General features: G+C 71.9%; 22 protein-coding genes. 3 read left to right on the top strand and 19 right to left on the bottom strand.

Translation table 11 applies throughout. The features are described 5' to 3' along the window. Positions 1-196, bottom strand: a 196-nt coding sequence (locus tag ACO1BR_RS25830; RefSeq protein WP_426797488.1) for an SOS response-associated peptidase family protein, incomplete at its 3' end; no start/stop codon positions are given. A 148-nt stretch (positions 197-344) separates the two neighbouring features. Between ACO1BR_RS25830 and ACO1BR_RS25825 the strand changes: the two genes are divergently transcribed. Continuing rightward, a complete protein-coding gene (locus tag ACO1BR_RS25825) occupies positions 345-1,172 on the top strand; it encodes an SDR family oxidoreductase (RefSeq protein WP_426797487.1) in 828 nt (275 codons plus the stop codon). A 66-nt stretch (positions 1,173-1,238) separates the two neighbouring features. Here ACO1BR_RS25825 and ACO1BR_RS25820 read toward each other — a convergent pair whose 3' ends face one another. From ACO1BR_RS25820 to ACO1BR_RS25810, 3 genes are all read right to left on the bottom strand, one after another. Further along, a complete protein-coding gene (locus tag ACO1BR_RS25820) occupies positions 1,239-1,952 on the bottom strand; it encodes a hypothetical protein (protein ID WP_426797486.1) in 714 nt (237 codons plus the stop codon). 94 nt (positions 1,953-2,046) lie between these two features. Beyond that, complete coding sequence (locus ACO1BR_RS25815) at positions 2,047-2,736, bottom strand: hypothetical protein (RefSeq protein WP_426797485.1); 690 nt, start codon at positions 2,734-2,736, stop codon at positions 2,047-2,049. A 53-nt stretch (positions 2,737-2,789) separates the two neighbouring features. Continuing rightward, the gene (locus ACO1BR_RS25810; protein ID WP_426797484.1) at positions 2,790-3,056 is read right to left on the bottom strand and encodes a hypothetical protein; all 267 of its coding nucleotides are present in this window, start codon (positions 3,054-3,056) and stop codon (positions 2,790-2,792) included. A 70-nt stretch (positions 3,057-3,126) separates the two neighbouring features. On the opposite strand from ACO1BR_RS25810, the gene ACO1BR_RS25805 reads away from it, so the two are divergent. Continuing rightward, positions 3,127-4,272: a PP2C family protein-serine/threonine phosphatase gene (locus ACO1BR_RS25805; protein ID WP_426797483.1), complete on the top strand. Its 1,146-nt coding sequence runs from the start codon at positions 3,127-3,129 to the stop codon at positions 4,270-4,272. A 71-nt stretch (positions 4,273-4,343) separates the two neighbouring features. Here the strand turns inward: ACO1BR_RS25805 and ACO1BR_RS25800 are convergent, their stop codons facing one another. The 14 genes from ACO1BR_RS25800 to ACO1BR_RS25735 all read right to left on the bottom strand — a co-directional run bounded on the left by ACO1BR_RS25800 (position 4,344) and on the right by ACO1BR_RS25735 (position 23,447). Further along, a complete protein-coding gene (locus ACO1BR_RS25800) occupies positions 4,344-5,405 on the bottom strand; it encodes a C45 family autoproteolytic acyltransferase/hydolase (RefSeq protein WP_426797482.1) in 1,062 nt (353 codons plus the stop codon). Beyond that, complete coding sequence (locus tag ACO1BR_RS25795; RefSeq protein ID WP_426797481.1) at positions 5,402-6,016, bottom strand: GNAT family N-acetyltransferase; 615 nt, start codon at positions 6,014-6,016, stop codon at positions 5,402-5,404. The genes ACO1BR_RS25800 and ACO1BR_RS25795 overlap by 4 nt, the downstream gene beginning before the upstream one ends. A gap of 2 nt (positions 6,017-6,018) precedes the next feature. Beyond that, the gene (locus ACO1BR_RS25790) at positions 6,019-6,282 is read right to left on the bottom strand and encodes an acyl carrier protein (protein WP_159505499.1); all 264 of its coding nucleotides are present in this window, start codon (positions 6,280-6,282) and stop codon (positions 6,019-6,021) included. Beyond that, a complete protein-coding gene (locus ACO1BR_RS25785) occupies positions 6,272-7,801 on the bottom strand; it encodes an AMP-binding protein (protein ID WP_426797480.1) in 1,530 nt (509 codons plus the stop codon). The genes ACO1BR_RS25790 and ACO1BR_RS25785 overlap by 11 nt, the downstream gene beginning before the upstream one ends. Next, positions 7,798-11,118 carry a non-ribosomal peptide synthetase gene (locus ACO1BR_RS25780; RefSeq protein ID WP_426797479.1) on the bottom strand — a complete coding sequence of 1,107 codons (3,321 nt, stop codon included), beginning with the start codon at positions 11,116-11,118 and terminating at the stop codon, positions 7,798-7,800. Before ACO1BR_RS25780 ends, ACO1BR_RS25785 begins: the two co-directional genes overlap by 4 nt. Then, on the bottom strand, positions 11,115-13,391 hold the full coding sequence (locus ACO1BR_RS25775; RefSeq protein ID WP_426797478.1) for a class I tRNA ligase family protein: 2,277 nt from the start codon (positions 13,389-13,391) through the stop codon (positions 11,115-11,117). The genes ACO1BR_RS25780 and ACO1BR_RS25775 overlap by 4 nt, the downstream gene beginning before the upstream one ends. Then, on the bottom strand, positions 13,388-14,458 hold the full coding sequence (locus ACO1BR_RS25770; protein ID WP_426797477.1) for an NAD(P)/FAD-dependent oxidoreductase: 1,071 nt from the start codon (positions 14,456-14,458) through the stop codon (positions 13,388-13,390). The genes ACO1BR_RS25775 and ACO1BR_RS25770 overlap by 4 nt, the downstream gene beginning before the upstream one ends. Beyond that, entirely contained in the window at positions 14,458-15,777 is a 1,320-nt protein-coding gene (locus tag ACO1BR_RS25765; protein ID WP_426797476.1) for a lysine N(6)-hydroxylase/L-ornithine N(5)-oxygenase family protein, read from the bottom strand. The genes ACO1BR_RS25770 and ACO1BR_RS25765 overlap by 1 nt, the downstream gene beginning before the upstream one ends. 296 nt (positions 15,778-16,073) lie before the next feature. Next, entirely contained in the window at positions 16,074-17,207 is a 1,134-nt protein-coding gene (locus tag ACO1BR_RS25760) for a cytochrome P450 (RefSeq protein ID WP_426797475.1), read from the bottom strand. A gap of 82 nt (positions 17,208-17,289) precedes the next feature. Further along, positions 17,290-18,498: an acyl-CoA dehydrogenase family protein gene (locus ACO1BR_RS25755; protein WP_426797474.1), complete on the bottom strand. Its 1,209-nt coding sequence runs from the start codon at positions 18,496-18,498 to the stop codon at positions 17,290-17,292. A 46-nt stretch (positions 18,499-18,544) separates the two neighbouring features. Beyond that, positions 18,545-20,773, bottom strand: coding sequence for an iron-containing redox enzyme family protein (locus ACO1BR_RS25750; protein ID WP_426797473.1), 2,229 nt, complete (start codon positions 20,771-20,773; stop codon positions 18,545-18,547). After that, positions 20,770-21,741, bottom strand: a complete 972-nt coding sequence (locus ACO1BR_RS25745) for a 3-oxoacyl-ACP synthase (RefSeq protein WP_426797472.1) — start codon at positions 21,739-21,741, stop codon at positions 20,770-20,772. The genes ACO1BR_RS25750 and ACO1BR_RS25745 overlap by 4 nt, the downstream gene beginning before the upstream one ends. Continuing rightward, positions 21,738-22,613, bottom strand: a complete 876-nt coding sequence (locus ACO1BR_RS25740) for an isocitrate lyase/PEP mutase family protein (RefSeq protein ID WP_426797471.1) — start codon at positions 22,611-22,613, stop codon at positions 21,738-21,740. The genes ACO1BR_RS25745 and ACO1BR_RS25740 overlap by 4 nt, the downstream gene beginning before the upstream one ends. A 48-nt stretch (positions 22,614-22,661) precedes the next feature. After that, on the bottom strand, positions 22,662-23,447 hold the full coding sequence (locus tag ACO1BR_RS25735; protein WP_426797470.1) for a thioesterase II family protein: 786 nt from the start codon (positions 23,445-23,447) through the stop codon (positions 22,662-22,664). A gap of 481 nt (positions 23,448-23,928) precedes the next feature. Here ACO1BR_RS25735 and ACO1BR_RS25730 point away from each other — a divergent pair, with 481 nt between their 5' ends. Next, on the top strand, positions 23,929-24,774 hold the full coding sequence (locus tag ACO1BR_RS25730; RefSeq protein ID WP_426797469.1) for a LuxR C-terminal-related transcriptional regulator: 846 nt from the start codon (positions 23,929-23,931) through the stop codon (positions 24,772-24,774). 118 nt (positions 24,775-24,892) lie between these two features. Here ACO1BR_RS25730 and ACO1BR_RS25725 read toward each other — a convergent pair whose 3' ends face one another. Then, a complete protein-coding gene (locus ACO1BR_RS25725; RefSeq protein ID WP_426797468.1) occupies positions 24,893-25,861 on the bottom strand; it encodes a DMT family transporter in 969 nt (322 codons plus the stop codon). Positions 25,862-25,966: the final 105 nt, after the last annotated feature.

The following is a 25,966-nucleotide window of genomic DNA, read 5'->3' as shown; positions in this document are numbered from 1 at the left end:
GGCCCCAGCGCAGCGGCCGCAGCTGCCGGGTGATCTCCCCGGTGTCACGCTCAACGCGCTCCAGGACCGACCACACGTCGTTGGTCGGAGCCACGTTCCAGTTCGGGGCGAGATCCTCGGCAGGGTCCCAGAAGGTGACGTCGAACATGCCCGCAAGATCCTGCGGGCGGCGGGTAGAGGCGTATCGGCCGCACATACCCCCACCCTGCCATGCGGCGGGCCGTCGGCGGCAGCACGCTCCGCGGAACGGTGTGTGGGCCGCGCGGAACGGCGTGTGGGCCGCCGTTGGCAAAAACTGGCGCAACCCGCATGGAGCGCCGCGCGGGGCCCTAACGTGGCGCCTCGTGAACATCCTGATCGTAGGCGGAAGCGGTTTCCTGGGCCGCGAGTTGGCCCGGCAGGCGCGGGCGGACGGGCACGCCGTGACGGCGACCTTCGCCACCCGCGCCGGTGACGTGCCCGGGATCCGCTGGCTGCCCTTGGACCTGCGTCGCGGGGAGGAGATCGCGCCGACGCTCAGGAAGGCCCGGCCGGACGTCGTCATCAATGCGGCGTACCGCAAGGCCGACTGGGCCACCACGGCCGACGGAGCGATCTGCCTGGCGATGGCCGCCGCGCAGCACGGAGCCCGGCTGGTGCACGTATCCAGTGACGCCGTCTTCTCCGGCTCCGACGTCCACTACGGCGAGTCCGCCCTGCCCGATCCGGTCACCCCCTATGGGGCCGCGAAGGCGGCGGCCGAGACCGCGATCCGCCTGTTCGCCCCGGCCGCCGTCATCGCTCGCACCTCGCTGATCATCGGCGACGGCGGCTCCGTGCACGAGGCGTTCGTCCACGATCTGGCCGCCGGGCGGCGCCATGGCGTGCTGTTCACCGATGACGTCCGGTGCCCCGTTCACGTCGCCGACCTCGCGCGGGCCGTTCTTGAGCTGACCGCCGCCGGCCGCGCGGGCGTCTGCCACCTCGCGGGGTCCGACGCCGTCAGCCGACATGAACTCGGTGTCCTGATCGCCGACCGCGATGGACTGGACGTCGCCATGCTGACCGCCGGAAGCCGCGCCGGCACCGGTTTCCCGGGGGCGCTGGACGTCCGCTTGGACAGCACTCGGACGCAACGCTCGTTGCGCACCACACTGCGCGGCGCGCGGGACTTCCTCCGTCGCGAGAGCTGACAGGCATCTTTCCCTTCCCACGAAACCGCCGAGTCGGCGCCAGCCGTCGTCGACCGACTGCTGGTCTCACAGGGGCAGGGTGCCCGGCTTTCCGGCGAGAGCCTTTCCGACGTACCGGTTGATGGCCGGAAGGCTCGTCGCCCTGAGCGCCGCGCGGCGGACGTGGAGCTGCCAGGCGGAGTGGGGGACGAACCAGCGGGCGGCGTTCCGTGCGGTGCGCTGCCGGTCCGCGACGACCGGCCGCCAGGACTGCTCGTAGTGGTCCAGTGCGGTCTCGATGGTGGGATCCCGGTCGAGGCGTTGGGCCAGGAGGTAGGCGCCGGCGATGGGCAGGGAGGCGCCTTGGCCGGCGAGGAGGGAGACCGCCTGGCAGGCGTCGCCGACGAGGGTGACATGGCCGCGGCTCCAGGACGGCAGGTCGATCTGTGCGACCTGGTCGTAGTAGACATGGTCGGCGGCCGGGCATCGATCGAGTGCCTGTGGGGTGATCCAGCCGAGGCCGTCGTAGTGGCGCAGGAGTGCGGCGCGCGGGTCGGGCGGCAGCGTGGGGTCGGGGGTGCGGTGCACGGTGAAGACAGCGACCTGTCCGTCGCACAGACGGTAGAACCCGATCTGTCGGCCGGTGGATTCCGTCAGGCAGAACCTGTCCCCGATCCGGTCGTGGGCTTCCGGGGCATCGAAGGTGAACGCGGCCGTGTGGAAGCCGAGATGGCGCAGGAACCGTTCTTCTGCTCCTTCGCCGAAGCGGCGGACGAGCCCGCCGTACCCACCCTCGGGCACGATGCCCATCCCCTGGGCCGGGCCGACAGCGCCCACCGCTGACACGGCGAGAACCCACCGGCCGTCGGCGACTCCGACGCCGGTGGCTCTCCACTCATTGCGCCGGTGAGCCGCCAGGCCGGAGGCCGAACGCCGTGGCCACCCGCTCGGCGAGATCGCCCTCGGTCATGGTGGTGTCGACCTCGATGGTGCGCAGTCGAAGCCGCTCGGCCTCCCGCTGGAGTCGGTTGGTGAACATGCGGTCGCGTTCGGCCATGTTGCTGTTGGCCTTGTCCGGATCGCTCGTCTTCGCGGTGAACCCTCCCCCATGCATGGCCCGGCTCCGGATGACTGCCTGGCGGAACCGAGGCGTGGGCAGGAGCCAGACGGCCTGGCCGGGGACGGTGAGCAGAGGTTCCACGAGATGCGGCAGGAGCCGGAAGCCCTCGACGACGACGCAGGGCTCCTGCGGTAGTTGGAGGAGGTCTTCCAGGATCAGAGCGAAGCCCTCGCCCCGGAACCAGTGGAACGTTTCCAGCATGGTCTCGGGAGATCGGTTCACCCATCGCTCGTCCAGGTCCATGGCGATGAACTCGTGTAGGAACGGGGCCTCTTCAGGGGTGGTCCGGCGTGCGTGATCCCCCATCACGTCGTCGGTCGCGTAGAGATGCCAGCCGTACCGATCCGCAAGTCGGCGGGCCGTCGTCGACTTGCCCGCACCACTGCCGCCACCGATCCAGTGGACATGCCGCAGCCGCTGGGCCGGCCGCACCGCGCCCCCGTGGCCGCCGTCACCGTCGTTCACCGCGCGACTCCCTCCGCCGTCGACCGCGCCAAACGGAACGAGGTTCCGTATCACTAGCCGAACATTGTTTCGCTTTGCCTGGATGTCAGGTCGAAGCCGGCAAGCAGCCGGCCGGCGCCCGGCGGGCCGGACGTGCCGAGCCCGCCGCGGGTGCCGCCTGCGATGTCTTCGCTGTGATCCTGGCGGAGATCTCCGCGGCCGTCGACCTCGCCTCCGGCGGTCGGCTCGACTTCACCGCCGGCCCGGACCGGCGGTGCGGACCCGCCCGGTATGCCGTTGCCGCTGTCGTCGTCGCCGGACGCCCCCTGCCGCGCGCGCACGACTGGCAGTCGCCATCCGGCCCGAGGATGCTTGAGGTGTGGTACAGCGCGACAGAGCGGGAGCGGGGACGTGAGGGCGCTGGGCGCGGTGCGCGCCACCGTCGGACGCTGGTGTCTGCGCCACCTTCAGCTGCTCCCCGTCCTCCTGCTGGCCGGAGGCGCCCTGGTTGACTACCTCACCCCTCCGCATGTCAGTGCGGAAGCCTTCTACTCGGCGGCGCCGATGACCGCTGCCGCGCTGCTGTCACTGCGCGCGACCGTCCTGGCGGGCATCGGAGCCTGTGTCACCGACATGGTGCTGCTCGCCCACTTCGGCTTCCTGTGGGATTCCGGTGGGCTGAGCGAGCTGGCGGCGGTCGTGACCGTCTCGGGCCTGGCCGTCGTCGTCAACCGCCTCATGTACTACAGCTACGTACGGCTGCAATCCGCACGCAGGATCGCGCTGGCCGCGCAGCGCGCCGTGTTGCCGCAGCCGCCGGCCTCGATCGGGCCGCTGCGGATCGCGGTGCGCTACCAGGCGGCCGTGAAGGACGCACAGATCGGTGGGGACTTCTACAGCGCGCAGGACACTCCGTACGGCGTGCGCTGTCTGGTCGGCGACGTACGGGGCAAGGGGCTGGACGCGGTCAAGGCGGTGGCGGTGGCCATGGGGGTGTTCCGGGAGGCCGCCGAGGAGGAACCCACGCTCGTCGGGGTCGCGGCCCGGCTGGAGCGGTCACTGCTGCGGGAGAGAGAGCGGCGGACGGGGCCCGAGCGGACCGAGGGGTTCGTCACCGGCGTGCTGGTCGAGATCCGGCCCTGCGACGACGAACTGCGGCTGGTCAACCGCGGCCACCCCGCGCCACTGCTGCTGCACGCCGGACGGGTGCACAGCGCGGAACCGTCCGAGCCGGCGCTTCCCCTGGGGCTGGCGGAGCTGGCAGCCGGCCAGGACCGGGTCGACACGGTGCCCTTCCCCTCAGGGGCCACTCTCCTGCTGTACACCGACGGCCTGAACGAGGCGCGCAACCGCGCCGGAGACTTCTACGACCCGGCAACCGGGCTGACCGGCGGCGAGTTCGCCGGGCCGGATGCGCTGCTCGACGCCCTGCTCTCCGAAGTGAACCACCACACCGGTGGCCGCAGCAGCGATGACATGGCGCTGCTCGCGGTCACCCGTGCACCGGCCGCGCCGGGCGACGAGCCTGGACGATGGACCGTGAACGGTGCGACGTGACGCCCGTACGCCTGCTGCGTCAGCCCGCCTTCGTCAGCCCTGCGCGGGGTGCTCCCGTTGTCTGCCCTCCGCTACAGGCGGAAGGTCTGCGTCCGGGACAGTGACGGGTCGCCGGGCCGTACGTGCAGTTCGCCGCGGTCGGGGAACATCACGACGGCCGCCACGGTGCGCTCGGCGCGGATGTCGCCGCGGTCGGGGACGCAGATCGGCGGCTGCGCCATGAGGGCGAAGTGCTCCTCCGCGCCGGCGTCGGACGGCAGTTCGTCCAGTCCGGCGGTGGCCGCCTTCAGTCTGCGTACCGAGGAGTTACGGGCGAAGACGTTGATCTCGTCGCCCGGCGCGAAGTCGGGGTGCAGGAAGTGGTTGGTGTGGACGGCGTGGGGTCGGGCCGGGTCGTCGCGCTCGATGACCCGGAGGTCGTCGCCGAGGATCTCGACGCAGAGCGCTCGCCGCCGGTCGCACAGCACGATGGTCCGGGAGCTGGCGAGCGGGAGGTTGCGCAGGATCTCCAGGGCTTCGGTGACATCCCGTGCGGTGTCCAGCAGGTGGCGGATGGCGAGGTAGGGCGGTACGCCGGGGTGCCAGTCACCGCCCAGGACCAGGTTGAGCCCCACGGCGAGGCCGTCGCTGTTCAGGCCGAGGTAGCCGAGCAGGCCGCCGAAGCTGAGCACCAGCGAGCGACGGGGTGAGGCGGTGCGGGCGATCTCCAGGACGCCGAGGTGGTCGTCCAGGTTGCCGTTGAGGTCGACGGTCTGGGAGAGGACCGGGACGGTGTGCCCGGTGCGGGCGTAGGTCGTGCAGTCGCCGGCGGTCGGGATCCGGTGGTAGCCCATGATCTCGCGGCGCAGTTGCAGCAGCCATGCCTCGTCCTGGGTGATCCCGGCACCCGCCGCGAGCCCCGCGACCTCCGCCGCCTGGTCCGGCAGGGCCGCCGCGACCGCCGCCCGGTAGGCGGCGATCGACGGCAGCAGCCCCTCCCAGCCGACCGGCTCCTGCAGGACCTTGTTCAGGCGGCAGAGCGAGTCGTTGAGGAAGGCGCGCAGCGGACCGGCGAGGGCCTCGCCGTGGGCGCGGCCGACGGCGAACGGGTCGCCGGACGCGCGGACGAGAGGGATGCCCCCGCCCCCGGTCATCCGACGGCGTCCAGCTGGGTGACCTTCGGCTTGGTGGCCAACTCCTGCTTCACCCGCGGCCATTCGGCGCGCAGGACGCTGTAGAAGATGGCGTCGCGGCGGCGTCCGCCGGGCATGAAGTTGAAGCTGCGCAGGGTGCCTTCCTCTACGGCTCCGATGTTGCGCAGGCCGCGGCGGGCCTGGGTGTTGAGGATGTCGGTCTTGAACTCGACGCGTTCCGCGTGCAGTTGCTCGAAGGCGTGCTGCAGCAGGAGGTACTTCGCCCAGCGGTTGATGCCCTGGCCGCGGAAGTCGCGGCCCAGCCACGACCAGCCGATCTCCAGCCGGGCGTCGGCCTCGGCCATGTTGCCGTAGCTCATGCTGCCCGCGACCCGGCCGTCGGCCTTGTCGATGATGACGAAGACGACGCGCCGGCCGGCCGCCTGGTCGGCGAGGCAGGCGTCGAAGAACTTCTCGAAGTCGGCGTCGGTCTCCACCGCGGAGACGAAGTAGCGCCAGATGTCCGGGTCCATGGCGATCGCCCGGACGGGCTCGCGGTCCGCTTCGGTGACCGGCCGCACCAGGAGGTGTGCGTTCTCCAGGACCGCTGCTGCGTGCTGTGCCCAGGCCATGGTCAAGCCGCCTTGTTGGTGTGTCGGGTCAGGGACTCGGCGACGCTGCGCAGGGTGCGCATCTCGGCGAGGTCGTGCTCGGTGAAGTGCGCGAGATCGGTGTCGGTAGCCTCGCACACCTCGGTCAGGAAGAGGACCTTGTTGAGCGAGGTCAGGCCGTAGATGCCGGCCATGTCGGCGTCGAGGTCGAGTGCGTCGGGGGCGACGGGCGGGTTGAGCACCGCGGAGAGGTGTTCCCTGGTGGCGTTTTCGATGTCAGACCGCATGGATGCCTTCCTTGCTGTCGTGGATCCCGGCCCGGTGTGCGGCGAGGATCTGCTGGCGCCTGGGCTTGTACTGCGAGGTGAGCAGGCCGTTGTCGATGCTGAACGGGGTGGTGGCGACGACGACCCGGCCGATCCGCTGGTCGGCGGTCAACGAGGCGTTGGTGAGGGCGAGTTGGGTGACGATGGCGTCCCGGTCGGCGGGCACCGAGGACGGTGAGACGACGGCGACCAGCTCGGTCTGCGCCGGGCAGTAGAGCACGCACTCGGCGATGGCCGGGCTGGTGCGCATGCTCTCCTCGATCGGCCGGACGATGACCTTCTTGCCGTTGTCCAGGACGATGACGTCGTCGGCGCGTCCGCGGATGAAGAGGAAGCCGTCCGCGTCGAGATGGCCGAGGTCGCCGGTGCGCACGGTGCCGTCAGGGCCGAAGATCCGCTCGGAGTCGCCGGGGGCCGCGTACGCGTAGTGGTCGTTGACGGGGTGGTCGCTGCGGACGGTGATGACACCGTCCTCGTCCAGCAGCACCTGCTTGCCGGGCAGGACCTGTCCGACGCTGCCCTCCCGGTTGGCGCCGGGGTGGTTCTTGGTGACGATGCAGGTCTCGTTGAGCCCGTAGCCCTCGTAGATCGGCAGGCTGGCCTCGGTGAAGAACCGCAGCATGCTGGTGTCGGCGGGCGCGGATCCGGTCCACAGGTAGCGGATGCGGTCGCCGAACATGCGGCGTGCCGCCTCCGGGACGGTCTGGGTGCCGTCCGCGCGGCGTACCCGTGCCTCGATCTGCCGCTTGGCCGTTTCGAAGAAGGCGGGGACGCCCATGACGACGGTCGGCCGGGTGCGGCGCAGTGCGGCGAACGCGGCCTCGTAAGTGCTGATGGTGACGTCGTGGCCGTGGAGGAGCGCCGAGTAGACCCAGTAGCGCTGCTGGAGCAGGGACAGCGGCAGGAAGACGAACAGGTCGTCCCCCGGCTTGTGTTCGAAGATCTCCTGGACCGCGGCGAGCGAGCCGTCGATGCTGCCGACGGTGGCGCCGAGGCCCTTGGGGGTGCCGGTGCTGCCGGAGGTGAACTTGACGGTGGTGACCTCGCGCGGCGCCCAGTGGACGGGGGGCAGCGGCTCGGTGCCGGGGGCCTCCGGCTCTTCGGCGAGGGCCCGGACCTCGCCGATCGGCACGGCCCGGGGGTCGTCGGCGGGCCGGTCGGTGAAGAGGACGGTGACGTCGTAGCGGCTGATGAGCCCGTCGTCGGGATCGAACTTGCCGGGTTCGAAGCCGGCGGTCTCGGCCTTCAGACGCAGCGCCGCGAGGTCGAGCAGCACCCACTCCAGGCAGTTGGCGGCCAGGATGCCGATCCGGTCGCCGGGTCCGATGCCGCGGGCGCGCAGCCGCCGGGCGAGGCGGCCGGCGCGCTCGTACAGCTCCGGGAGCCCGAGGGTTTCGGTGCCGTCGAGGCGGGCGAAGGAGATCTGCCCGCCGAGCGGTGCGGTGGATACGAGGTGGTTGATCGCGGAGTGGTCGCTCACGGTGTCTCCTCGTCCGTGGTCAGGGCCGCGGCCATGGCCCGGACGGTGTCCATGTCCGCGAAGACGTCGAGCGGGATGGTGACCCCGAAGCGCTTGCGGACGGCGGTCAGGATGCGGGCGGCGGCGATGGAGTCGCCGCCGAGGGCGCCCAGGCTGTCGTCGAGGCCGACCCGGGTGCCGCGCAGCACCCCGGACCAGATGTCGACGAGGGCCTTCTCGGTGTCGGTGGTGGGTTCGCCGCCGCTGGGGGCGCCGGCGGCGGGGGCGGCCTCCTCGACGGCGACGTCGGCGAGTTGTGCCCGGTCGACCTTGCCGTTCTTCGTCAGCGGCAGGCGCTCGTGCCAGACCACGGCGGTGGGCACCATGTAGTCGGGCAGGTCCCGGCGGAGGGCGTCGCGCAGTTCGGCCACCGCGGGCCGTGCCTCGCCGGCCGCCACCAGGTGGGCCACCAGCCGGTCGCCGCGGGCCCCGGGGCGACCGGCGACCACGGCCTTGGCGACCGCGTCGAGGGCGACCAGCCGGGTCTCGACCTCGCCGGCCTCGATGCGGTAGCCGTTGACCTTGATCTGGAAGTCGCTGCGGCCGAGGATCGCGATGTCGCCGCTGGGCAGGTAGCGGCCCAGATCGCCGGTGCGGTAGAGGCGTTCACCGCGCCGGACGTCGTGGACGAAGCGTTCGGCGGTGCGCCGGGTGTCGCCCCAGTAGCCGCGGGCCAGGCCGGTGCCGGCCGCGCAGATCTCGCCGGTGACCCAGTCGGGACAGTCCAGGCCGTCCCGGTCGAGTACGTAGGCGCGGTTGTTGGCGTTGGGGCGGCCGTAGGGGATGGACTCGCCGCCGTCCTCCTCGGGCGCCACCGGGTGCAGGATGTTCCAGATCGTCGTCTCGGTGGGGCCGCCCAGCGAGACGACGTCCAGGCCGGGCTTGAGGCGGCGCAGCGCGTCCGGCAGGGCCGGCGGGATGCGGTCGCCGCTCATCATGACCAGGCGCAGCGCCGGCGGGGCGGTGGCGTCGGCGACGGCCTGGTCGTGCATCAGGGACACGATGGCGGGCACCGAGTTCCACACCGTCACCCCGGCGCCGCGGCACAGCTCCAGCCAGTGGGCGGGGTCGACGGCCTTGTCGCGGTCGGGCATCACCAGGGCCGCGCCGACCGACAGGGCGCCGAAGACGTCCCAGACGGACAGGTCGAAGTTGAAGGCGCTGATGGCGAAGAACCGGTCCCGGGGGGCGATGCCGAACCGCTTGTGGCAGTCGGCGACGACGTTGGCGACGCTGCGGTGGCTGACCATGACGCCCTTGGGCTCGCCCGTGGTGCCGGAGGTGTAGAGGACGTAGGCGAGGTCGTCGGGGGCGGAGCCGGGCAGCCGTTGCGGGAGGTCCGCGGCGGTGTCGGCGGGTGCGGTGACGTCCAGGCGCAGCACCTCGCATGCGCCGTCGGGGTCCTGCCAGTCCGTGTTGGTGAGGACCCGGCGCACCCGGCCGTCGCGCAGCATGTACTTCTGCCGTTCGGCGGGCAGGGACGCGTCGACGGGCAGGTAGGCGCCGCCGGCCAGCACGGCGGCGAGGATGCCGACGATCTGCTCCGGGCCGCGGTGCATCACCAGGCCGACCAGTTCGTCCCGGCCGACGCCGCCCGCGCGCAGCCAGCGGGCGGCCGCGGCTGCGCGGCGGAGGAGTTCGCCGTAGCCGATCCGCCGGTCCGCGGTGATCAGGGCGGGCGCGTCGGGGGTGCACGCGGCCTGCGCGGCGAACGCGTCGCCGAGCATCTCCTCCGGCAGGGGGGTGGCGGTGTCGTTGGCTTCGCGGCGCCGCTCGTGCTGGGCCGCGGGCAGCAGGTCGAAGGTGTTGCGCTGCCAGGCGGCCTCGTCGACGAGGATGCCGAGGAGGGTGCGGTAGCCGTGGGCGAGGTCGTCCAGCAGCCCTTCGGGGAACAGCTCGTCCACGCCGTCGAGTTGGACGACGAGGCCGCCGTGCTGCTCCATCGCGAAGGCGTTGAGCCACACCTGCGGGGTCTGGCTGACGGTGAAGACCTCCGGTCCGAACAGTTCCAGCGCGGAGCCGTCGGCCTCGCCGCCGGCGAGGCCGAGGGCGCTGTTGAACGTGAACGGCATCCGGGCGCCCGCCACTCCCCCGCGCCGCCGGGCCAGTTCCTGCATGACGTCGCTGCCGGAGAAGTGCCGGTGGTCCAGGTCGCGGCGCAACCGGGTCTGCAGGGCGCGGGCGCGCTCTTCGAAGCTGCGGCCGCGGTCGACCTCGGCCTCGACGAGCAGGGTGTCGGAGAAGTTGCCGATGGCCTGGAAGATCCGCGGGTGGAGCGGCGGGCGGTTGGCGACGGTGGTGTTGATGGTGAACCGCGGCCCGGCCCCCCAGGTGGCGAGTGTCTCGGCGTAGGCGGCGAGCAGCAGCGCGGAGGGGGTGAGGCCGGCGAAGGAGGCGCGTTCCTTGAGGGCGGTCCACTCCCGCTCCCCCAGGCGCACCGCCCGCTGCGAGAAACGGGTGCGGGTGAGCGCCGCCGGGCTGGTGCGCAGCGGCAGGTCGGGGTGCGGGGGGAGGTCGTCGATGCGGGAGAGCCAGTAGTCGCGCGAGCGGAGGGCCGGGGCCCGGTCGCGGCCGGCTGCCAGGGCGGCGACGTACTCCTCGTACGACAGCTCCTCGGGTGCCTCCTCGCCGGCGCCCTCGCGGTAGCGGCGCCACCATTCCCGGAAGAACAGGAACATGCTGATCCCGTCCATGACCAGTCCGTCGTGGCTGACGTGGAGCACCATCCGGTCGTCGGCGAGGAGGGTGACCTCGGCGGCGAGCAGCGGCATGTGGTCCGCGGCGAGCACCCGGTGGGAGCGTTCCGCGCGCAGGTCGTGGCGGATCCGCTGCTGCTCCTCGGGGGTCTCGCCCCGCAGGTCGAGACGGGGGATGCGGGGCCGGTACTGGCGGAACTCGGTGACCTGGCGGTCGTCGCCGACGAAGCGGGAGCGCAGCGCGCTGTGCGCGTCCACGACGGCTTCCAGCGCGGACTCCAGCCGGTCGACGTCCCAGGCGCCTTCGATCTCGTGGTAGACGTGGCTGGCCACGTCACCGATCTCGAAGATGCCGCTGCGGCCCAGCAGATAGGCGCGCTGCAGGGGGGTGAGGGGGAAGCCCGGGCCGTGCCGCTCCTCCTCGGCGAGGTGAGCGATCAGCTCCTGCTTCACGTTCTTGATACGGGCGATGAACTGGGGGTCCATGCGCTCGCGGCCCCCCTGGAGCCGCAGGTCGTTTCCGGACAGCGAGACGGACAGACCGCGGCTCTCTATCTCGCGCAGCACTTCGCGGTAGCTCATCGGTCCTCCACTTCGGCGAGGGCGGCCAGTGCGGCGTCCTCGGCGCGCTCCTCGATCGTCGAGGCGAGCGTGGCGACGTCCTGGCTGCCGAGGAGTTCCTCGACGCTGATGTCCACGTCGAGGGCGTCGAGGATCTGGTACTGGAGGGTGACGGCCTGCAGCGAACTGGTGCCCAGCTGGGTGAGGTTGCGGTCGCGGACCGCTTCGTCGTCGGAGAGCTGGAGCACGGTGCGCACCAGGCCGCTCAGCCACGGCACGAGCTGCGGGCCGGCGTGGGCGGGGCGGGGCGCGGGCGCCGCGGAAGGCCGGAAGAACACCGCGTCGGCGAGGCCGATCCGGCGGCCGGGGGCGACGAGTTCGACGGTCCGCGGCCAGACGGACGGCTCGGGCAGGCCGAGGGCTTCGGCGAGCCGGGCGGCGAAGCGGGGCATGACGGGGGCGGCGGCGTGGGCGAGGAGGCGCGCCGCGGCCAGTTCCAGGGCGATGGCGGTACGGGCCTCGTTCTCCCAGCCGGGGGTCTCGGCGACCAGGGCTTCCTGGCGAGTGAAGCGGAGGGTGTCGGTGACGATGCCGTCGAGTTCGGCGGCGGCCTGGTTGAGGGAGAAGGCGTCGGAGCTGAGGGCGCCGGTGACCGCGGCGAGCCGGGCGCCGAGCCGGCCCAGGAAGGCGGAGTGCTCCGGGGTCCAGTTCCCGGCGTCGGGGGCGGTGCCGTCGTGGCGCTTGGCGACGCGGGCGCCGAGGTCGTTCAGCCAGTCCTGCCACGTTCCGATCAGGGTGTCGTTGAGGGTGGTCTCGTAGACGGCGCGCTGGAAGTTGGTGCGGGTGCCTTCGGGGCGGGTGGCGGCCAGGAAGTAGCGCACCGCGTCGACGGAGTCGGGGCCGAGGATCTCCTTGCCCCAGATGGCGTGGCGCCGGCTGGTGGAGAACTTGCTGCCTTCGAGGAGGTAGAACTCGTTGACGTGGTAGTCGATGTCGGGGGTCCAGTGGGGGAACGCCAGTCGGTACAGGGCCGGGTAGAGCACCGCGTGGTAGAAGCTGTTGTCGTAGCCGAAGAAGTGGACGATCTTCCAGTCCTGGTCGGGTGCGGCGGCCCGCCAGTCCTCGCCCAGGCGGGCGCCGAGTGACTGGATGCCGTGCAGGAAGCCGTAGGACATCTCCGGCCACACCCAGATGGCCTGGCCGTCGACGTCCGTCTCGGCCGGCGGGACGCCCCAGTCGGACGGGTGGCTGAGGGGGATGTCCAGGGCCGGGCGGCTGAAAAGACGGTCGGCGAGTTCCCGCAGCCGGGCCGGGACCCGGCCGAGGTGGTGGTGGGCGGCGATGTCGTCGCGGAGGGAGTGCAGCGGCAGTGTCCAGCGGGCCAGGGGGGCGCGGCGGGGCGCGGCCGCCGAGTGGGCGGAGACCGGTTCGGCGAGGTCGGTGACGGTGTTGGGCTCGCCGCACTCCTCGCAGATGTTGCCGCTGGTGCCCGAACCGCAGCCGGGGCAGCCGCCCCTGACGTCCACCTCGTACAGGTACTGGCCGCTCTCCGCGTCGAAGAGGGCGTCCGCCTCGGTGGCCCGTACGGTGCCGGAGGCGACCACGCGGGAGAAGTAGTCCTGGAGACCGAGGCGGTAGGCCGGGTCGTGGTGGGTGGCGGTGTACTGGTCGGGGGTGATGTCCATCAGCGCGAGCGTCGCGGCGATCTCGGCGCTGTAGTGGGCGGCGGTCTCGGCGGGTTCGCGGCCCTCGGCTGCGGCGGCGGCCGGGACGTAGCTCTGGTAGTCGTCGCTGCCGGTCAGGTGCCAGGCGGCGGTGCCGTTCATCCGCTGGTGGCGGACGAAGGCGTCGGCGCCGAGGTAGGGGCCGGAGAGGTGGCCGAGGTGCAGGTCGCCGTTGGGGGTGGGCGGGGTGGAGAAGACGAAGACCGGGCGGTTGCCGAAGGTCTTGCGCCTGGTGTTCCGTGCGGAGACCAGGGCGCGTCCGGCGTCGCGCCAGTACTGGGTGAGGAAGACCAGGTCCTGGTCGCCGGTGTTCCGCAGGACGTGGGACTCGAAGGGCTCGAAGAGCGCCACGGTGCCGGGGGCGGCCGGGTGGCGGTGTCCGTCGACGAGGAACTCGCCGCGGCCGGCGACGATCACGAACATCTCGGTCTCGTCGTGCTGGTGGCTGTCGGAGGCCCGGCCCGGGGCCACCCGGCCCCAGCCGGCGCCGGTGCCCAGGCCCTCGATGCTGCTCATGTCGATGCCGAACGCCTCGGAGAGGGCCGTGCTGTCGTAGGTGTTGATGATCACGCCGCGTCCTTTCGCTGGGACGGAAGGGGGAGGAGATCCGCGGCCGCCGCCGCGATGGCCGGGGCGAGCCGGTAGCCGGAACCGTTGGCGGCACCGGCGAAGACCACCCGCCGGTCCTCGGTGACCGCGCGGATCAGCGGTTCGTGGTCGGGTCCGTAGGCGTCGCAGAAGACCCGGCCGGAGGCGCAGTGCTCGACCAGTTGGGGCGCGTAGCGGAGGAGGGTGGCGAGCGCCGCGTCCCGGTCGGCGGGGGTGAGGGCGGCGGGGACGGTGTCGGGGTCGACGTCCCACTCCTGGCAGGTGTAGCTGAACAGCCAGTGGCCGCGCTCGTGGTACGGCAGCAGGAAGGCGTCCTCTTCCTGGAAGACGACGGCACGGTCGTCGGGGCCGGGCGGCACTTCGATGTGCAGGGCCACCACCTTCTTCACCCGGGCACCGAGCGGGGCGAGGAGGTCCCGCCAGGCCGGGGCGGCGAGCCAGGGGCCGGGGGCGAGGACGGTGTGCCCGGCGAGGAGGGTGTCGCCGGTGCCGAGGGCCAGGCGGACGCCGGCCGCCTCGGGGGTCACCGCGGTGACCTCGACCCCTTCGCGGAACTCCGCGGTGCGGCGCAGGTCGCGGGCGAGGTGCTGGGTCAGCGCATGGACGTCCGCGTACTGGCAGCCGTCGCCTTCCCAGGCACCCATGCCCTCGGGTAACTGCCGGACAACCGGGGGAAGTTCGGTGACGGGCCGCAGTCTGGCCTCGGGCAGATAGGTACGCAGCAGCCGTAACCGGTCCGGTTCGGGGGCGATGACGGTCATCGGCAGGCGGTGGATGGGGACTTCGGGGCGGGCCGCCCGGAGGTCGGCGTACCACTGCTGGCTGTACGCCGCCATGCGGCGGACCCGCGGCGAGGCACCGCGCGGGAAGTGCAGGCCGGCCGAGCGCCGAGTGGCGCCGCTGCCGATCGCGTCCCGCTCGACCAGGACCACGTCGGCCTCCGGGGCGCGGGCGAGAATCTCCCGGGCGATCTGGCAGCCGAGCACGCCGGCCCCGATCACCGCGTAGTCGGTGCGCCGGGTGGCCATCACGCCCCCCACGGAACGTTCACGCGGGTCTTGGTACCCCACTCGATGAAGGACGCGAGCTGGTCGACGGTGCGGGCGCCGCGGAGCCGGTCGGCGATGCGCTGGCTGCGCCAGGCGTTCAGGCTGAGGTTGGGGTCGGCGAGGCCGCGCTGGGCGCGGGCGGCGTTCTGCACGAAGACGCTGCGGTCGGCCGGGCCGTCCCAGCGCACCGCGAAGTCCTCGTCGATGCGCAGCTCGTCGCCGTCGCGCTCCAGGCGGTCCGCGATCGGGGCGAGGAAGTCCATGGCGGCGGGCCGGAATCCGGTGGCCCAGACGATGACGTCGGTGTCGAAGTGCTCCAGGGAATCGGGCTCGTCGTTGTGGCGGACGCTGAGGTCCCAGCCGCCGGCCGATCCGGCCTCGACCCCGGTCACCTCGCGGTTGGCGTACAGCTCGACGAGGTCGGGGTTGCCGTCCACGAAGCGGTGGAGGTAGATCCGCTGGTAGATCTCGCGCAGGGTGGACTCGGAGATGCCGTCGCTGCTGAGGACGTGGTGGGCGTTGAACGCGGCCCGCGCCTGGGGGCTCAGTCGGTAGAAGTAGTCGGAGTGGCAGGGCATGTAGAAGTCGTTGGTGAACGGCGAGTCGTCGATCGGGAAGAAGTTGCGGCGCCGGGATATCCACGAGACGCGGCGCGGCAGTTCGGCTCCCGGGCGTGAGATCAGGTCCGAGAACGCCTCCGCGCCGGACTGTCCGCCGCCCACCACGACGACGCGTTTGCCGCCGAGGTCCTTGGCGGCGTGCACGAAGTCGTTGACGTGGAACTGGGTGGCGCCGAGGTGGTCGCGGCCCTGCGGCGGGACCCAGGACTGGTTGCCGACGCCGATGACGACGTTGTCGGCGGTGACGGTGCGGTCGTCGGTGCGGACGGTGAAGACGTCGTCGAAGCCGATCTCCTGGACGGTCTCGCCGAAGACGATGTTCTTGTTGCGGCGGCTGGCCCAGGCAAGGTAGTTGCGGAACTCCAGCCGCGGTACGTCCTCGAACCGGGCGTTGAGGTAGTGGTACACCCGGCCCTGGTCGTGGAGGTAGGCCAGGAACGAGAACGGGGACGTGGGGTCGGAGAGACTGACCAGGTCCTTGAACATGGAGACCTGGAGGGTGGTTCCGGGTATCTGCTGGCCGTCGTGCCAGCCGAAGGACTCCTTGCGGTCGATGAAGAGGTTGTCCACCTCCGGGTAGCCGTGCAGCAGTGACGCCAGACTCAGGTTCGCCGGTCCCACGCCGACTCCCACGCAGCGGTAATGCGCGGTGCCGGGACTGGTGTGCTCGTGCCCCATTGTTCGGACCTCTCCTTCGGGCGGGTGCCGGCGGTTGCCGGCTCGGGTCGTGCCGGATAGGGGATGCGCGGGGGAAAGTGCGGAGGTGCGGTGGGTCGGGCCGTTGAACAGGCGGCCGGGCGGGATCGCCGCCGGCCGTCGCACGAGCCGGCCGCCGGTTGCCCGTAGCGGGCGGCCGGCTCGGGGTCGCGGCGGCCGTGCCGGTGGTCACCGGGGGGCGGCACGGCGTCGTGAGCGGTGTGGTGGCCGGGACCTGTCCGGTGGGTCATGGCCGGGTCCGACCCACCGGACAGGGACTAGAGCACCGGGATGCGGGCGTTGGCAAGCGGGCGGTAGGTCGGCTGGGCGGGGAGCTTCGCCAAGACGGCGCCGGCGGTGAGCAGTTCGGTCAGGACGGCGGCTGCCACGGTGACGGCCAGGGACTCCCCCGGGCAGCGGTGGGCGGCGGCGCCGAAGGTGAAGACGGCGGGGTTCTGGCGGCCGGGCCGGAAGGCGTGCGGGTCGGGGTTGACCGCCGGGTCGCGGTTGGCGGCGGCGAGCACCACCAGCACCGGCTCGCCCGGCGCGATCTCGGCGCCCTCGTGGCGGAAGGGTTCGGCCGCGAAGCGGCGGGTGTTCTGGACCGGTGCGTCGTGCCGTGCGACCTCCCGGACCAGTGCTTCGGCCGCGGCGCGGGTGGCCGGTGGCTCGACCCCGCGGGCCAGCGCCAGCAGGGAGTTGCCGAGGAGTCCGGCCGTGGCGTCGAACGTCTGGGACAGGAAGCCCACCGCGTTGGCCAGCAGGGCCGCCGTACGGGGCCAGGAGGCGCGCTGTGCGGCCCGCACCAGCTCGGCGAGGAGCCCAGTGCCGTCCTCGCCCTTCTCGATGCCCGGGCCGAGCAGTTCACGGAGCCGGGCGGCGGCCCGGGATGCCGCCCGGTACTGCTCCGGGCCGGCCGAGGCGGGGATGCACTGGACGAAGTCGCCCGTCAGCCGGGCGGCTTCGGCGTCCAGTCCCCGGTCCAGCCCGCACAGCGCCGCCACGACGCGGGCCGGGACGGCGAACATCAGCTCCTCGTAGGGCGGACGGCCGCCGGCCGCCAGGCACTCACGGGTGCGTTCGGCGGCCAGGCGGGCGGTGTGCGCCGGGTCGAGGTGGCCCAGCGCCTCGACGACCACGGACTTCAGGCGCTGTTGGAGCGGGCCGTCGGTCATCCGCACCAGGTCGCCGAAGACGTCGCCGGCCGGGGTGCCGACGATCCCGCCGGGCACCGGTTCGGCCGCCGGGCGCACCCGCAGGCGGTCGGCGGCCAGCACGGCTCGCACCGCCGCCGCATCGCACGCCACCCAGGCGCCCAGGCCCGCGTCGAAGGCCAGGGGACGCTCGGCCACGAGCGTCGCGTAGTAGGGGTACGGGTCCGGCAGCCGGACCGCTTCGATCACTGTGGTCACCCGGGGGCTCCTTGCTCGGTGGAACGGTCGAACGGTGAGACGTGGAACGGTGGTCATTGGGGGGAGGTGCCGTGGCGGTCCCTCAGACGTCGTGGCGGGCGCGGTCCGCGCGCCGTATGTCGAGAGTGCCGGCGATGGTCAGCCGCATGACCTCCGACGTTCCCTCGTAGATGCGCAGCGAGCGGATCTGCCGGTACAGCCGCTCGGTCACGCTGTCCTTGACGAGGCCCGACGCACCGAGGAGTTGGACGGCGGTGTCGACGATGCGCTGGGCCTCTTCGGTGGCGTAGAGCTTGGCGATGTTGGAGTGGCGGGCGAAGCGCGGGGCGCCACGGTCGGCCTCCCAGGCGGCCCGCGCCACCAGCAGGGCGGCGGCGTTCAGTTGGACGTCCATATCGGCCAGGGTGACCTTCGTCAGCTGCTGGTCGATGAGCGGGCCGCCGCCGATCCGCCGCGTGCGGGCCCGCGCCAGGGCGGTGTCGGCGGCGCGGCGGGCGAATCCGAGTGCCGCGGCGCCGACGGTCATCCGGAAGCGTTCGAGCAGGTCCATGGCGATGACGAAGCCCTTGCCCGGCTTGCCCAGTACGGCTTCCCGGGGCACCCGGCAGTCCTCGAAGGCGAGATGGGCGAACGAGCGGGGAGCCACCGCGCCCAGCCGGTCCCGGACCCGCACGCCGGGGGTGTCGGCGGGCACGAGGAAGGCCGTCAGCCCGAGCGGGCCGGGGCCTTCGCCGGTGCGGGCGATGACGACGTACACCTCGGCGACGGTGCCGTTGGCGATCCATGCCTTGTGCCCGTTCAGGACGTAGCCGCCGCCGTCGGTGCGGTCGGCTCGCAGTCCGACGGCCGCGATGTCCGACCCCGCCTCCTCCTCGGAGACCGCGAAGGCGCCGACCAGCGAGCCGGTGGCCATCCGCGGCAGGTAGTGCCGCCGCTGTTCGTCGCTGCCGAAGCGGAGGAGCGGGGTCGCCGCCAGTGCCTGGATGGAGAAGGCGAAGTCGGCCAGGTCCTCGGCGTAGGCCAGCGCTTCGCGCATCAGGCACAGGGAGCGGAGGTCGCCGGGGACCGGGCCGGGCTCGGCGGCCGGGTCCAGGAAGGAGAGCCAGCCGTCCGCGCCCAACTGCCGTACCAGGCACAGTCCGACCTTGTCCGGGTCGTCGTCGCGGATCTCCGCCCACTGCGCGGTCCGCTGGTCGCACCAGGCTCCGAAGGTGTCGGCGAGGCGGCGGTGCGCGTCGTCGTAGAACGGGAGGTCGAGGATGTCGGGGTCGAAGCTCGTGAGGGGTTCCAAGGCGGGTCTCCGTGCGGGCGGGAGGGCGGGTGGCGGCGGGGCAGGGTCAGATGACGAGGTCGACGTCGTCGGCCCGGTCGGCCGGGAGCGGCGCGGGCGGGGGCGGGGGCCACTCCCGGGCCGCTTTCACGAGCTGGTGCTCGATGAAGTAGGCGAAGGAGGCGTAGCCGCGCCAGATGCGCCGCCATTCGCGCTGGACGGCCTCCTCGCCGGAGCTGCGCCGCACCTCGTCGAGGTAGGAGACGATGATGTCGGCCGACTGCCGGGCGTGGCCGGCCGAGAAGTTGTCGATCGACAGGTGCGCCTCTTCGTAGGACACGTCGAAGTGGTGCCGGCGCAGCTTCTGTATCTCGTGCAGCCGCATCTCCCCCAGGCCGAACATCTCGATGCCCAGGTTGTAGCCGAGGATCTCGTTGTAGAGCGTGTCGGGGAACAGCGACAGGCACACCTGGTGGATGGAGAAGCCGTAGAGCCCGTCGGGGAGGTCGCCCTGGTCGCGGAATTCGTCCTGGCGGATGTGCGGCAGATGGATGTCCATGCTGGCGAGTACGTGGTGGATGAGCGTGATGTGGTTCTTGGCGATGTCGCCGCGGCCCATCTCGTCGGCGTAGATGGCGAAGAGCATGGCGTCGCTCTGCCGGTGGTTGCGGCCGAGGTTGCCGACGCGGTGGGCCCAGCTGCCGTCGATGAGGCTGCCGAGCGCGTAGGTGGACTGGTGGAAGACGACCTCGTCGCGGTCGGGGATCTCGGTGAGCGGCTGGTAGGGGTCGACGAGCTTGTCCCAGTAGATCCGGTCGACGCGCTCCATCAGCGCCTCGGGGGTGTAGTCGAAGTACTCGGCGTCGGTGAGTCTGCCGCCGGCGCCGTGGGTGAAGAGGAGTTCCGCCTCGGCGAGGCCGACCTCGGCCCGGTCCCTGGCCGCGGCCAGGATGTGCGGGAAGTGCTCGACGTTGACGATGCGGTGGAAGAACTCGCGGTCGTCCAGTGCGCTGTCGGCGGTGCGCAGCACCACGTCGTCGGGTGCGGTGGTCCGCAGTGCGCGGGCCCAGTGCTCGGCGCTCAGGTCGCCGGCCGTGTTGGGGGCGAAGTCGAGGTCCGCCGGCTCGCCGGCGGCGATCGCCTCGGCCCACGCCGTGAACGTGGCCGCCTCGCGCTCGTCGAAGATGCCGAACATGGGACCGCCGAATTTGATGGACCGCAGGAATCGGCAGCTGCCGTCCCCGCGCACCTTCAGCTGCCGGGACTCGCGCAGCGCGGCGACGAAGGCGGCCAGGTCGGGAGTGTCCCCGTCGAGCCAGTCCGACAGCCGTCGGTCTCCCATGCGGACGCTGCGGTGCTGCCGGCCGGCGAACGGCGCGTGCCGGGCGACGATCTGCGCGACCTTGGCGTCGAGAGTCAGGCCGTCGTGCCAGGCGGCCAACTCGCCGAGCATGCCGATGTGTTCGGTCTCCAGCCGCAGCATCAGCGCGACGGCGGCGAGCAGCCGGCGCCGGTCCTCGGGGCCGGTCGGCGAGTCCTCGGTGAAGGCGAGGTACTCGGTGAGGACGGCACGCACCTCGGTTTCCGGCAGCAGCGGCTCGGTGCCGAGGAGGAGGTCGTCGATGCCCAGTGCGAACACGGCGTAGTGCACGCCGATCAGTTCCGGCAGGAAGGACGCGGGGAGCCGGGAGAGCGCGAGCGGGAAGGTGGCGTGCAGGGCGGTCAGCGGCCGGGCCTCGGTGCGGGCGAGGAAGTCCGCGGCCTCGATCTCGGGCAGGTGGACGCCGAGTTCCACCAGGGCCCGCCGGCGCCTGGCGAGCAGGCCGCGCTGCGGGATGCCCTCGCCCTGAAGTCGGAAGTGCTGCCTGAAGAGGCGGTTGACGATGACGGAGGGCTGGGTGGCGGCCTGCGAGACGGTGTCCAGCCAGCAGCCGGCGAGCAGCGCGAGGGGCGCGCGCTGGCGCAGGACGAGGTCGCGGGTCTCGGTGCCGGCGGTGCGCAGCGCGGTGACGGCCGGTTCGAGGGCGCGGCGGGTCTCGCGGACCTGGGCGGCGATCGCCTCGGCGTCGGTGCCCGGCTGCGGCTCGGCGGTGGTGAGGAACGCCGCCAGGACCCGGCGGGCTGTGAGGAACGTGGTCTCGCTCTCCTGGTCGGCGAGGAGCCGCCGGAAGAGGTCGGCGGGCTCACCTTCGAGGACCGCCGTCGCCTCCTCGGCGGCGTACGGACTGAAGTGGAAGGGGGCGCGGGGCAGGGAGGTGGTCCGGTCCGGCAGGGGGAAGGCGGTGCGGGGGTTCATCGGGGCTCCCGGGTTGCGGTGGCCGCGGGCGCGGCGGGCGGAGCGGCGGGCAGCTTGCGCAGCAGGATCCCGACCCGTACTCCCGGGACGCTGGCCGCCAGGAGGTAGTGGCCGCCGTCCCGCAGCCCGCCACAAGCGGCGCGGTCGGCGAGGTTGATGAGCGGATCGGCGGCGAAGCAGTGGCCGAAGCGCGTGATGTTGTCGAGGAACAACTGCGTCGCGGAGAACCCGGCCTGGCGCTCTTTCAGGACAACGACGGGGCGGTGGAGGTTGAGGTGGAGCACTCCGTCGATGTCGCCGATCTTCATGTCGGCGGACCCGAGGATCCGTTCGTTGACCTCGCGGGCGAGGTCCACGCTGATCTCGTGCGTCCACTCCAGGGACCGCGTCTCCTGGGCCGACGCCCCGGCGACGATCTCGTAGGCGTCCGGCCCCTGGGGCTCGGCGCTCACCAGGGCGGCGGCGGCCCCGTCGCTGAACAGGGCGAAGCTCTCCATCCGCGTGGCTTCGTCGGTGATCCGGTCGGTGGTGACGACCAGCACTGTGCGGTGGTGTCCGGCGGCCACCAGCGCCTGTGCGGTACGCAGACCGACCAGGAGGTTGGTGCAGCGGTTGAGCGAGACGCCGGTGAAGGCGGCGTTCGCCAGGCCGATCCCGTCCAGCACGGTCTGCACGAATCCGCCGTGGGTGCGCGGCCCGCCGGGGAAGCGGGTGGAGCACAGCACCAGGCAGTCCACGGACGACGGGGCGGTCCCGGCGGCGTCGAGCGTCGCCCGGCCGCTGCGCACGGCCAGGGTCTCCAGGCTCTCGGCCGTGCGCCGGACGCTGCCCCAGCCCCACAGGGATGCCTGGGGTGGCATGCCGAACTCGCGGGCTTTGCGGGGCAGGTCCTCGATGGAGGTGTGGTCGGCCTCGGACTCGCCGAGGACATAGCGGGGGGCCGACAGGTATACCGGGGTCGCGTTCACGGTGCGGGTTCACTCTCCGGGTCGGCTGGGTGGGCCGGCGCCAGCAGGGCGTTGGCCTCGGGGTACGGAAGGGCGTCCGCGCCGAAGCCGAAGGTGCCGTGCTCGCGGATCTCCGTCGCCGCGCGGACGACGGCGCCGAGCGCGGCGCGGGACAGTGCCGAGCCGACGCTGATCCGGCGTACGCCCAGGGCGCCGAGTTCGGCCACGGACAGCCGCAGCGCGGGCGAGCCCATCAGGACGTTGACCGGGCGGGTGACGGCGGAGCACACCGCGCGGATCGCGTCGGCGTCGGGGAGGGCGGGCGCGTAGAGCACGTCGGCGCCGGCCGCCTCGTACGCCTGCAGTCGCCGGATGGTGTCCGGCAGGTCGGGCCGCCCCTGGAAGAAGTTCTCGGCGCGGGCGGTGACCGTGAAGGGGAAGTCGAGTTCCCTGGCGGCGGCGACGGCCGCGGCCACCCGCTCCACCGCCTCCTCCAGGGGCCGTACGGGGTCCTCGTCCCGGCCGGTGGAGTCCTCCACCGACCCGCCGACCAGGCCCGCCGCGGCGGCGTGCCGGATGGTCTCGGCGACGTCCTCCGGCGTGTCGCCGAATCCGCTCTCCAGGTCGGCGGTGACCGGCAGTGGGGTCGCGGCGACGATCGCCTCGGCGTTGGCGAGGAGTTCCGCGCGGCTGACGAGGTTCGCCCCGTCGGACCGGCCGAGGGCGTAGGAGAGGCCCGCGCCCGTGGTGGCGAGCGCGCGGAAGCCGTGCTGGGTCAGGATCCGGGCGGTGCCCGCGTCCCAGGGGTTGGCGACGACGAACGGCTCGGAACCCTCGTGCAGTGTGCGGAAGGTGACGGCACGTCGGTACTGGTCGGTGGCGGAGGTGCGCATGGTGGTGTTTCCCCTCTGCGGTGCTCTTGAGGTCGGCGTCGGTACTGCTCAGATAACCTCAATGTGGGTGCGCGCAAGAGGATTTGCGCCATGTTCCGCACGGACGAGCGGGCGCAGCAGGTCGGTGACGGCGCCGGGCCTGCCGTCGAAGTAGAAGTGGCCGCCCTCGGCCCAGTGCCGGACCGGTTCGCCGGCGCATTCGCGCGCCCACGGTTCGAGGCCGGCTTCCTTGACGTGGGGGTCGTCGACGCCGTTGACGAGGGTGACGGGGACGTCCAGCGGGGCGGCGGGCCGGTAGGTGTACCCGGCGACCATGCTGAAGTCCGCCTTCAGGTGCGGGAGCAGCAGTTCCTGCAGCGCCTCGTCGGCGACGACTTCGGGCGGCAGCCCGCCGAAGAAGCCAACGGCCTCGGTGAACGCGCGCCCCTCCAGCCGGGCGGCCGCCACCACGCGCCGGGTGGGCAGCAGAGAGGGGGCGGAGCAGCCGGAGGCGACGAGGTGGCGGAAGTCCGGGAGGGCGCCGATGCGGCGGGCGACCTCGAAGGCGAGGACCGCGCCGAAGCTGTGCCCGAAGAGGACGAACGGGCGGTCGGCGGTCTCGGCGATCGCCGCCGCGGCCCGCTCGGCGAGCTCCGGCACGTCGACGGCGGCGGTTTCCTTGTAACGGGGGCCGCGGCCCGGGGGGCAGACCGCGACGATCTCCGCGTCGTCCCCCATGTCGTGCTGCCAGCTCAGGAAGGAACGGGGGTTGCCGCCCGCGTGGGGGAAGCAATAGACGCGGGCCGCACGCTCGGGGCCTTGCGCGTCGCGGAGGAACCAGGGGGAGGAAGTCACTGGGAATTCACCGATCTCTCGGGCCGCCGGCTGATCATGCAGCTGATCGGGAAGGGGCCGCATTCCAGCCGACATCGGCCAGCGTGACGGTTCCGGACGGCGCCCGGGAGACGGAGTGCGAGAGTGCGCCGACACCCGGCACACTCATCAGAACACTCGCGGCCACGGCGAATCCGATGGGAAGTACGGAGGAGGGACGTCCGGACACCCTGAAGCGTAAGGAATTCTTCCGCATTTTGGCATGCCTCTCGTATCAAGTGCGTGTCTGCGACTGGGGAAACGGGTCCCGTGACGGGGCGGAGTAGCTGCCCCTCACTGCCCGGTAAGGCGAGTGCGGATCGCGTTCTCGCCTGCCCTCTCAATCTCCCTTGCCTCCGGCCCAGATTGAAGATCTAAGATGGTTCAGGTTTCCGCACTGCGAGAAACCGAAGGCACTATGCCAGTAGAAATCGCCTTATAGCGGATACTCGGAGGCGGGATCATGGATTCGACCGACCGTGTAAATGGCGAGAAATCAGGACAGAAGCCCGCAGGGGTGGCAGAACGCCTGGAGGGGCTGGAGACCGAGCTCCGCATCATGGCCGAGCAGCTGAATACGCTCTCCCGGCTTGCCGTGGAATGCCTCGTCGACATCGACCCGGACGAGGAAGGAACCGTTCCGGAAGAACCCCGGCTCTGCTACCTCCACGGGCTGGATGCCATCAACATCGCGATCGAGGAGGCACTGGGCGGCGCACGCAGGGAAATCCTGACGGCACAACCCGACGGACCGCGTCCCGGACCGGTTCTGGATCAGGCGCTGAATTCCGTTCGCCGGCACATCGAGGCAGGAGTTTCCATGCGCACGCTGTATCAGCACACCACACGCTTCGACGCGGCCACCAAAAAATACGTGCGGGCGGTCACCGAATACGGAGTCCGGGTGCGCACACTGGCGGAATTCTTCGACCGCCTCATCATCGTCGACGACACCGTGGCATTCATATCCGCCAACGAGAGCCGCACCGATGGCTTGGCCATAAGAGAGCCGGCGATCGTGCAGTTCCTCAAGGACACGTTCGAGCGCTCCTGGGACCGCGCGAAGTCCTTCCCGTTCGTCCCGTTACATGCCGCGAAGGCGGCGGACGACGTCATACCGTCGTTACGCGAATCGATCAGCAGGCTGCTCGTCGCCGGCTACTCGGACAAGCGGATCGCGCGCCGGCTCGGCATCAGCGAACGGTCGCTGCAGGCGCATATCGCCGCGATGAAGCAGGAGTTGGGGGCGAACACCCGGGCCCAGCTCGGCTACCTGCTGGGCCGCAACGAGACCACCCTCGTGCTGTAGCCGTCCTGCCACGAGCCCCGCCGGACGGCTCGGTCCGCGGGGCCGGAGGTACCCGCGGCGGGGCCGGAGCGGTGCGCCCGGCACCCCTCGGCTCCCGCCGCTGCGACGGCGCCGCGCGTCAGCCGGTGGTCTCCGTCGAGGGCACCGGTGCGTCGCCCGCCGCCGGACGGTCCGCGTCGGACGCCGTCGGCTGCGGAGCGGGCCTGCCGCGCAGTCGGGAGACCGCGACCCCGCTCAGGCAGATCAGACCGCCGAGCAGTGTGACCCACCCGGGCACCTCGTCCAGGGCGGCCCAGGAGATGACGATGACGACCGCGGGCACCGCGTAAGTGGTCGCCCCCATCTTGCCCGCGGTGGTCCGCGAGAGCGCGTAGGCCCAGGTGCTGAAGGCGAGTGCGGTCGGGAACAGGCCCAGGTAGACGACGTTGAGCGTCGCCGAGAGCGGAGCCTTGGACAGCTGCGAGATCAGCTGCCCGCTGAACGGCAGGCAGGCGACGGCGCCAATGAGGCAGCCGAACGTCGTCACCTGGATCGGTGTCGCATGCCGCAGCGCCGGCTTCTGCGACACGACCCCGGCTCCGTACGTCACGGCCGCCAGCAGGCACAGCAGTACGCCGAGGACCGAGGACGAGCCGCCGCTGGACGTCGAGAGCCCGACCACGCCCGCGCCGACGAACGACACGGCCATGCCCACCAGCAGCAGACGCGGGAATCCCTCCTTGAGCAGCCAGCCGCCCAGCAGCGCGATCACGATCGGTCCGATGTTGACGACCATGGCGGCGGTGCCGGCATCGACCTTCTGCTCACCCCAGTTCAACGCCACCATGTAACACCCGAACCAGAGCACCCCGGAGCAGATGATCCCGGGCCATGCCTGCCGCGGCGGTAAACCGCCCCGCCGCACCACGAACACGACCAGCAGCGCCACGGCACCGGTCAAAAGCCGGCCCAACGCCAGGGCGCCGGGCCCGAAATGACTCGCCGACGCACGAATGGCGACAAAGGCCGAAGCCCAGAGCAAGACCGTGACCGAGGCGGCAATAAGGGCGGGAAGGTCAATACGGGAATGTTCCGTCGAACGATTCATACTGCCAATCCAATCACTCGCAAGTGCACTGCGTCTTCTGGAAGTTGTGGCACGTGCGCCGGTTGAGGGGCCATATTTCGGGGCAACCGGGCGACCCGACAACCG

This window comes from Streptomyces sp. YGL11-2, from assembly GCF_050054615.1.
GTDB lineage: Bacteria > Actinomycetota > Actinomycetes > Streptomycetales > Streptomycetaceae > Streptomyces.
Note: the sequence above shows the minus strand (reverse complement) of the source record. Positions and strands in the feature narration are given on the sequence as shown.

Excerpts from the sequence above, each read along its gene's own strand:
- ACO1BR_RS25800 (WP_426797482.1), bottom strand. The coding sequence starts at position 5,405 with ATGACCGGGGGCGGGGGCATCCCTCTCGTCCGCGCGTCCGGCGACCCG.
- ACO1BR_RS25795 (WP_426797481.1), bottom strand. The coding sequence starts at position 6,016 with ATGGCCTGGGCACAGCACGCAGCAGCGGTCCTGGAGAACGCACACCTC.
- ACO1BR_RS25790 (WP_159505499.1), bottom strand. The coding sequence starts at position 6,282 with ATGCGGTCTGACATCGAAAACGCCACCAGGGAACACCTCTCCGCGGTG.
- ACO1BR_RS25780 (WP_426797479.1), bottom strand. The coding sequence starts at position 11,118 with ATGAGCTACCGCGAAGTGCTGCGCGAGATAGAGAGCCGCGGTCTGTCC.
- ACO1BR_RS25770 (WP_426797477.1), bottom strand. The coding sequence starts at position 14,458 with ATGGCCACCCGGCGCACCGACTACGCGGTGATCGGGGCCGGCGTGCTC.
- ACO1BR_RS25765 (WP_426797476.1), bottom strand. The coding sequence starts at position 15,777 with ATGGGGCACGAGCACACCAGTCCCGGCACCGCGCATTACCGCTGCGTG.
- ACO1BR_RS25750 (WP_426797473.1), bottom strand. The coding sequence starts at position 20,773 with ATGAACCCCCGCACCGCCTTCCCCCTGCCGGACCGGACCACCTCCCTG.
- ACO1BR_RS25740 (WP_426797471.1), bottom strand. The coding sequence starts at position 22,613 with ATGCGCACCTCCGCCACCGACCAGTACCGACGTGCCGTCACCTTCCGC.
- ACO1BR_RS25730 (WP_426797469.1), top strand. The coding sequence starts at position 23,929 with ATGGATTCGACCGACCGTGTAAATGGCGAGAAATCAGGACAGAAGCCC.
- ACO1BR_RS25725 (WP_426797468.1), bottom strand. The coding sequence starts at position 25,861 with ATGAATCGTTCGACGGAACATTCCCGTATTGACCTTCCCGCCCTTATT.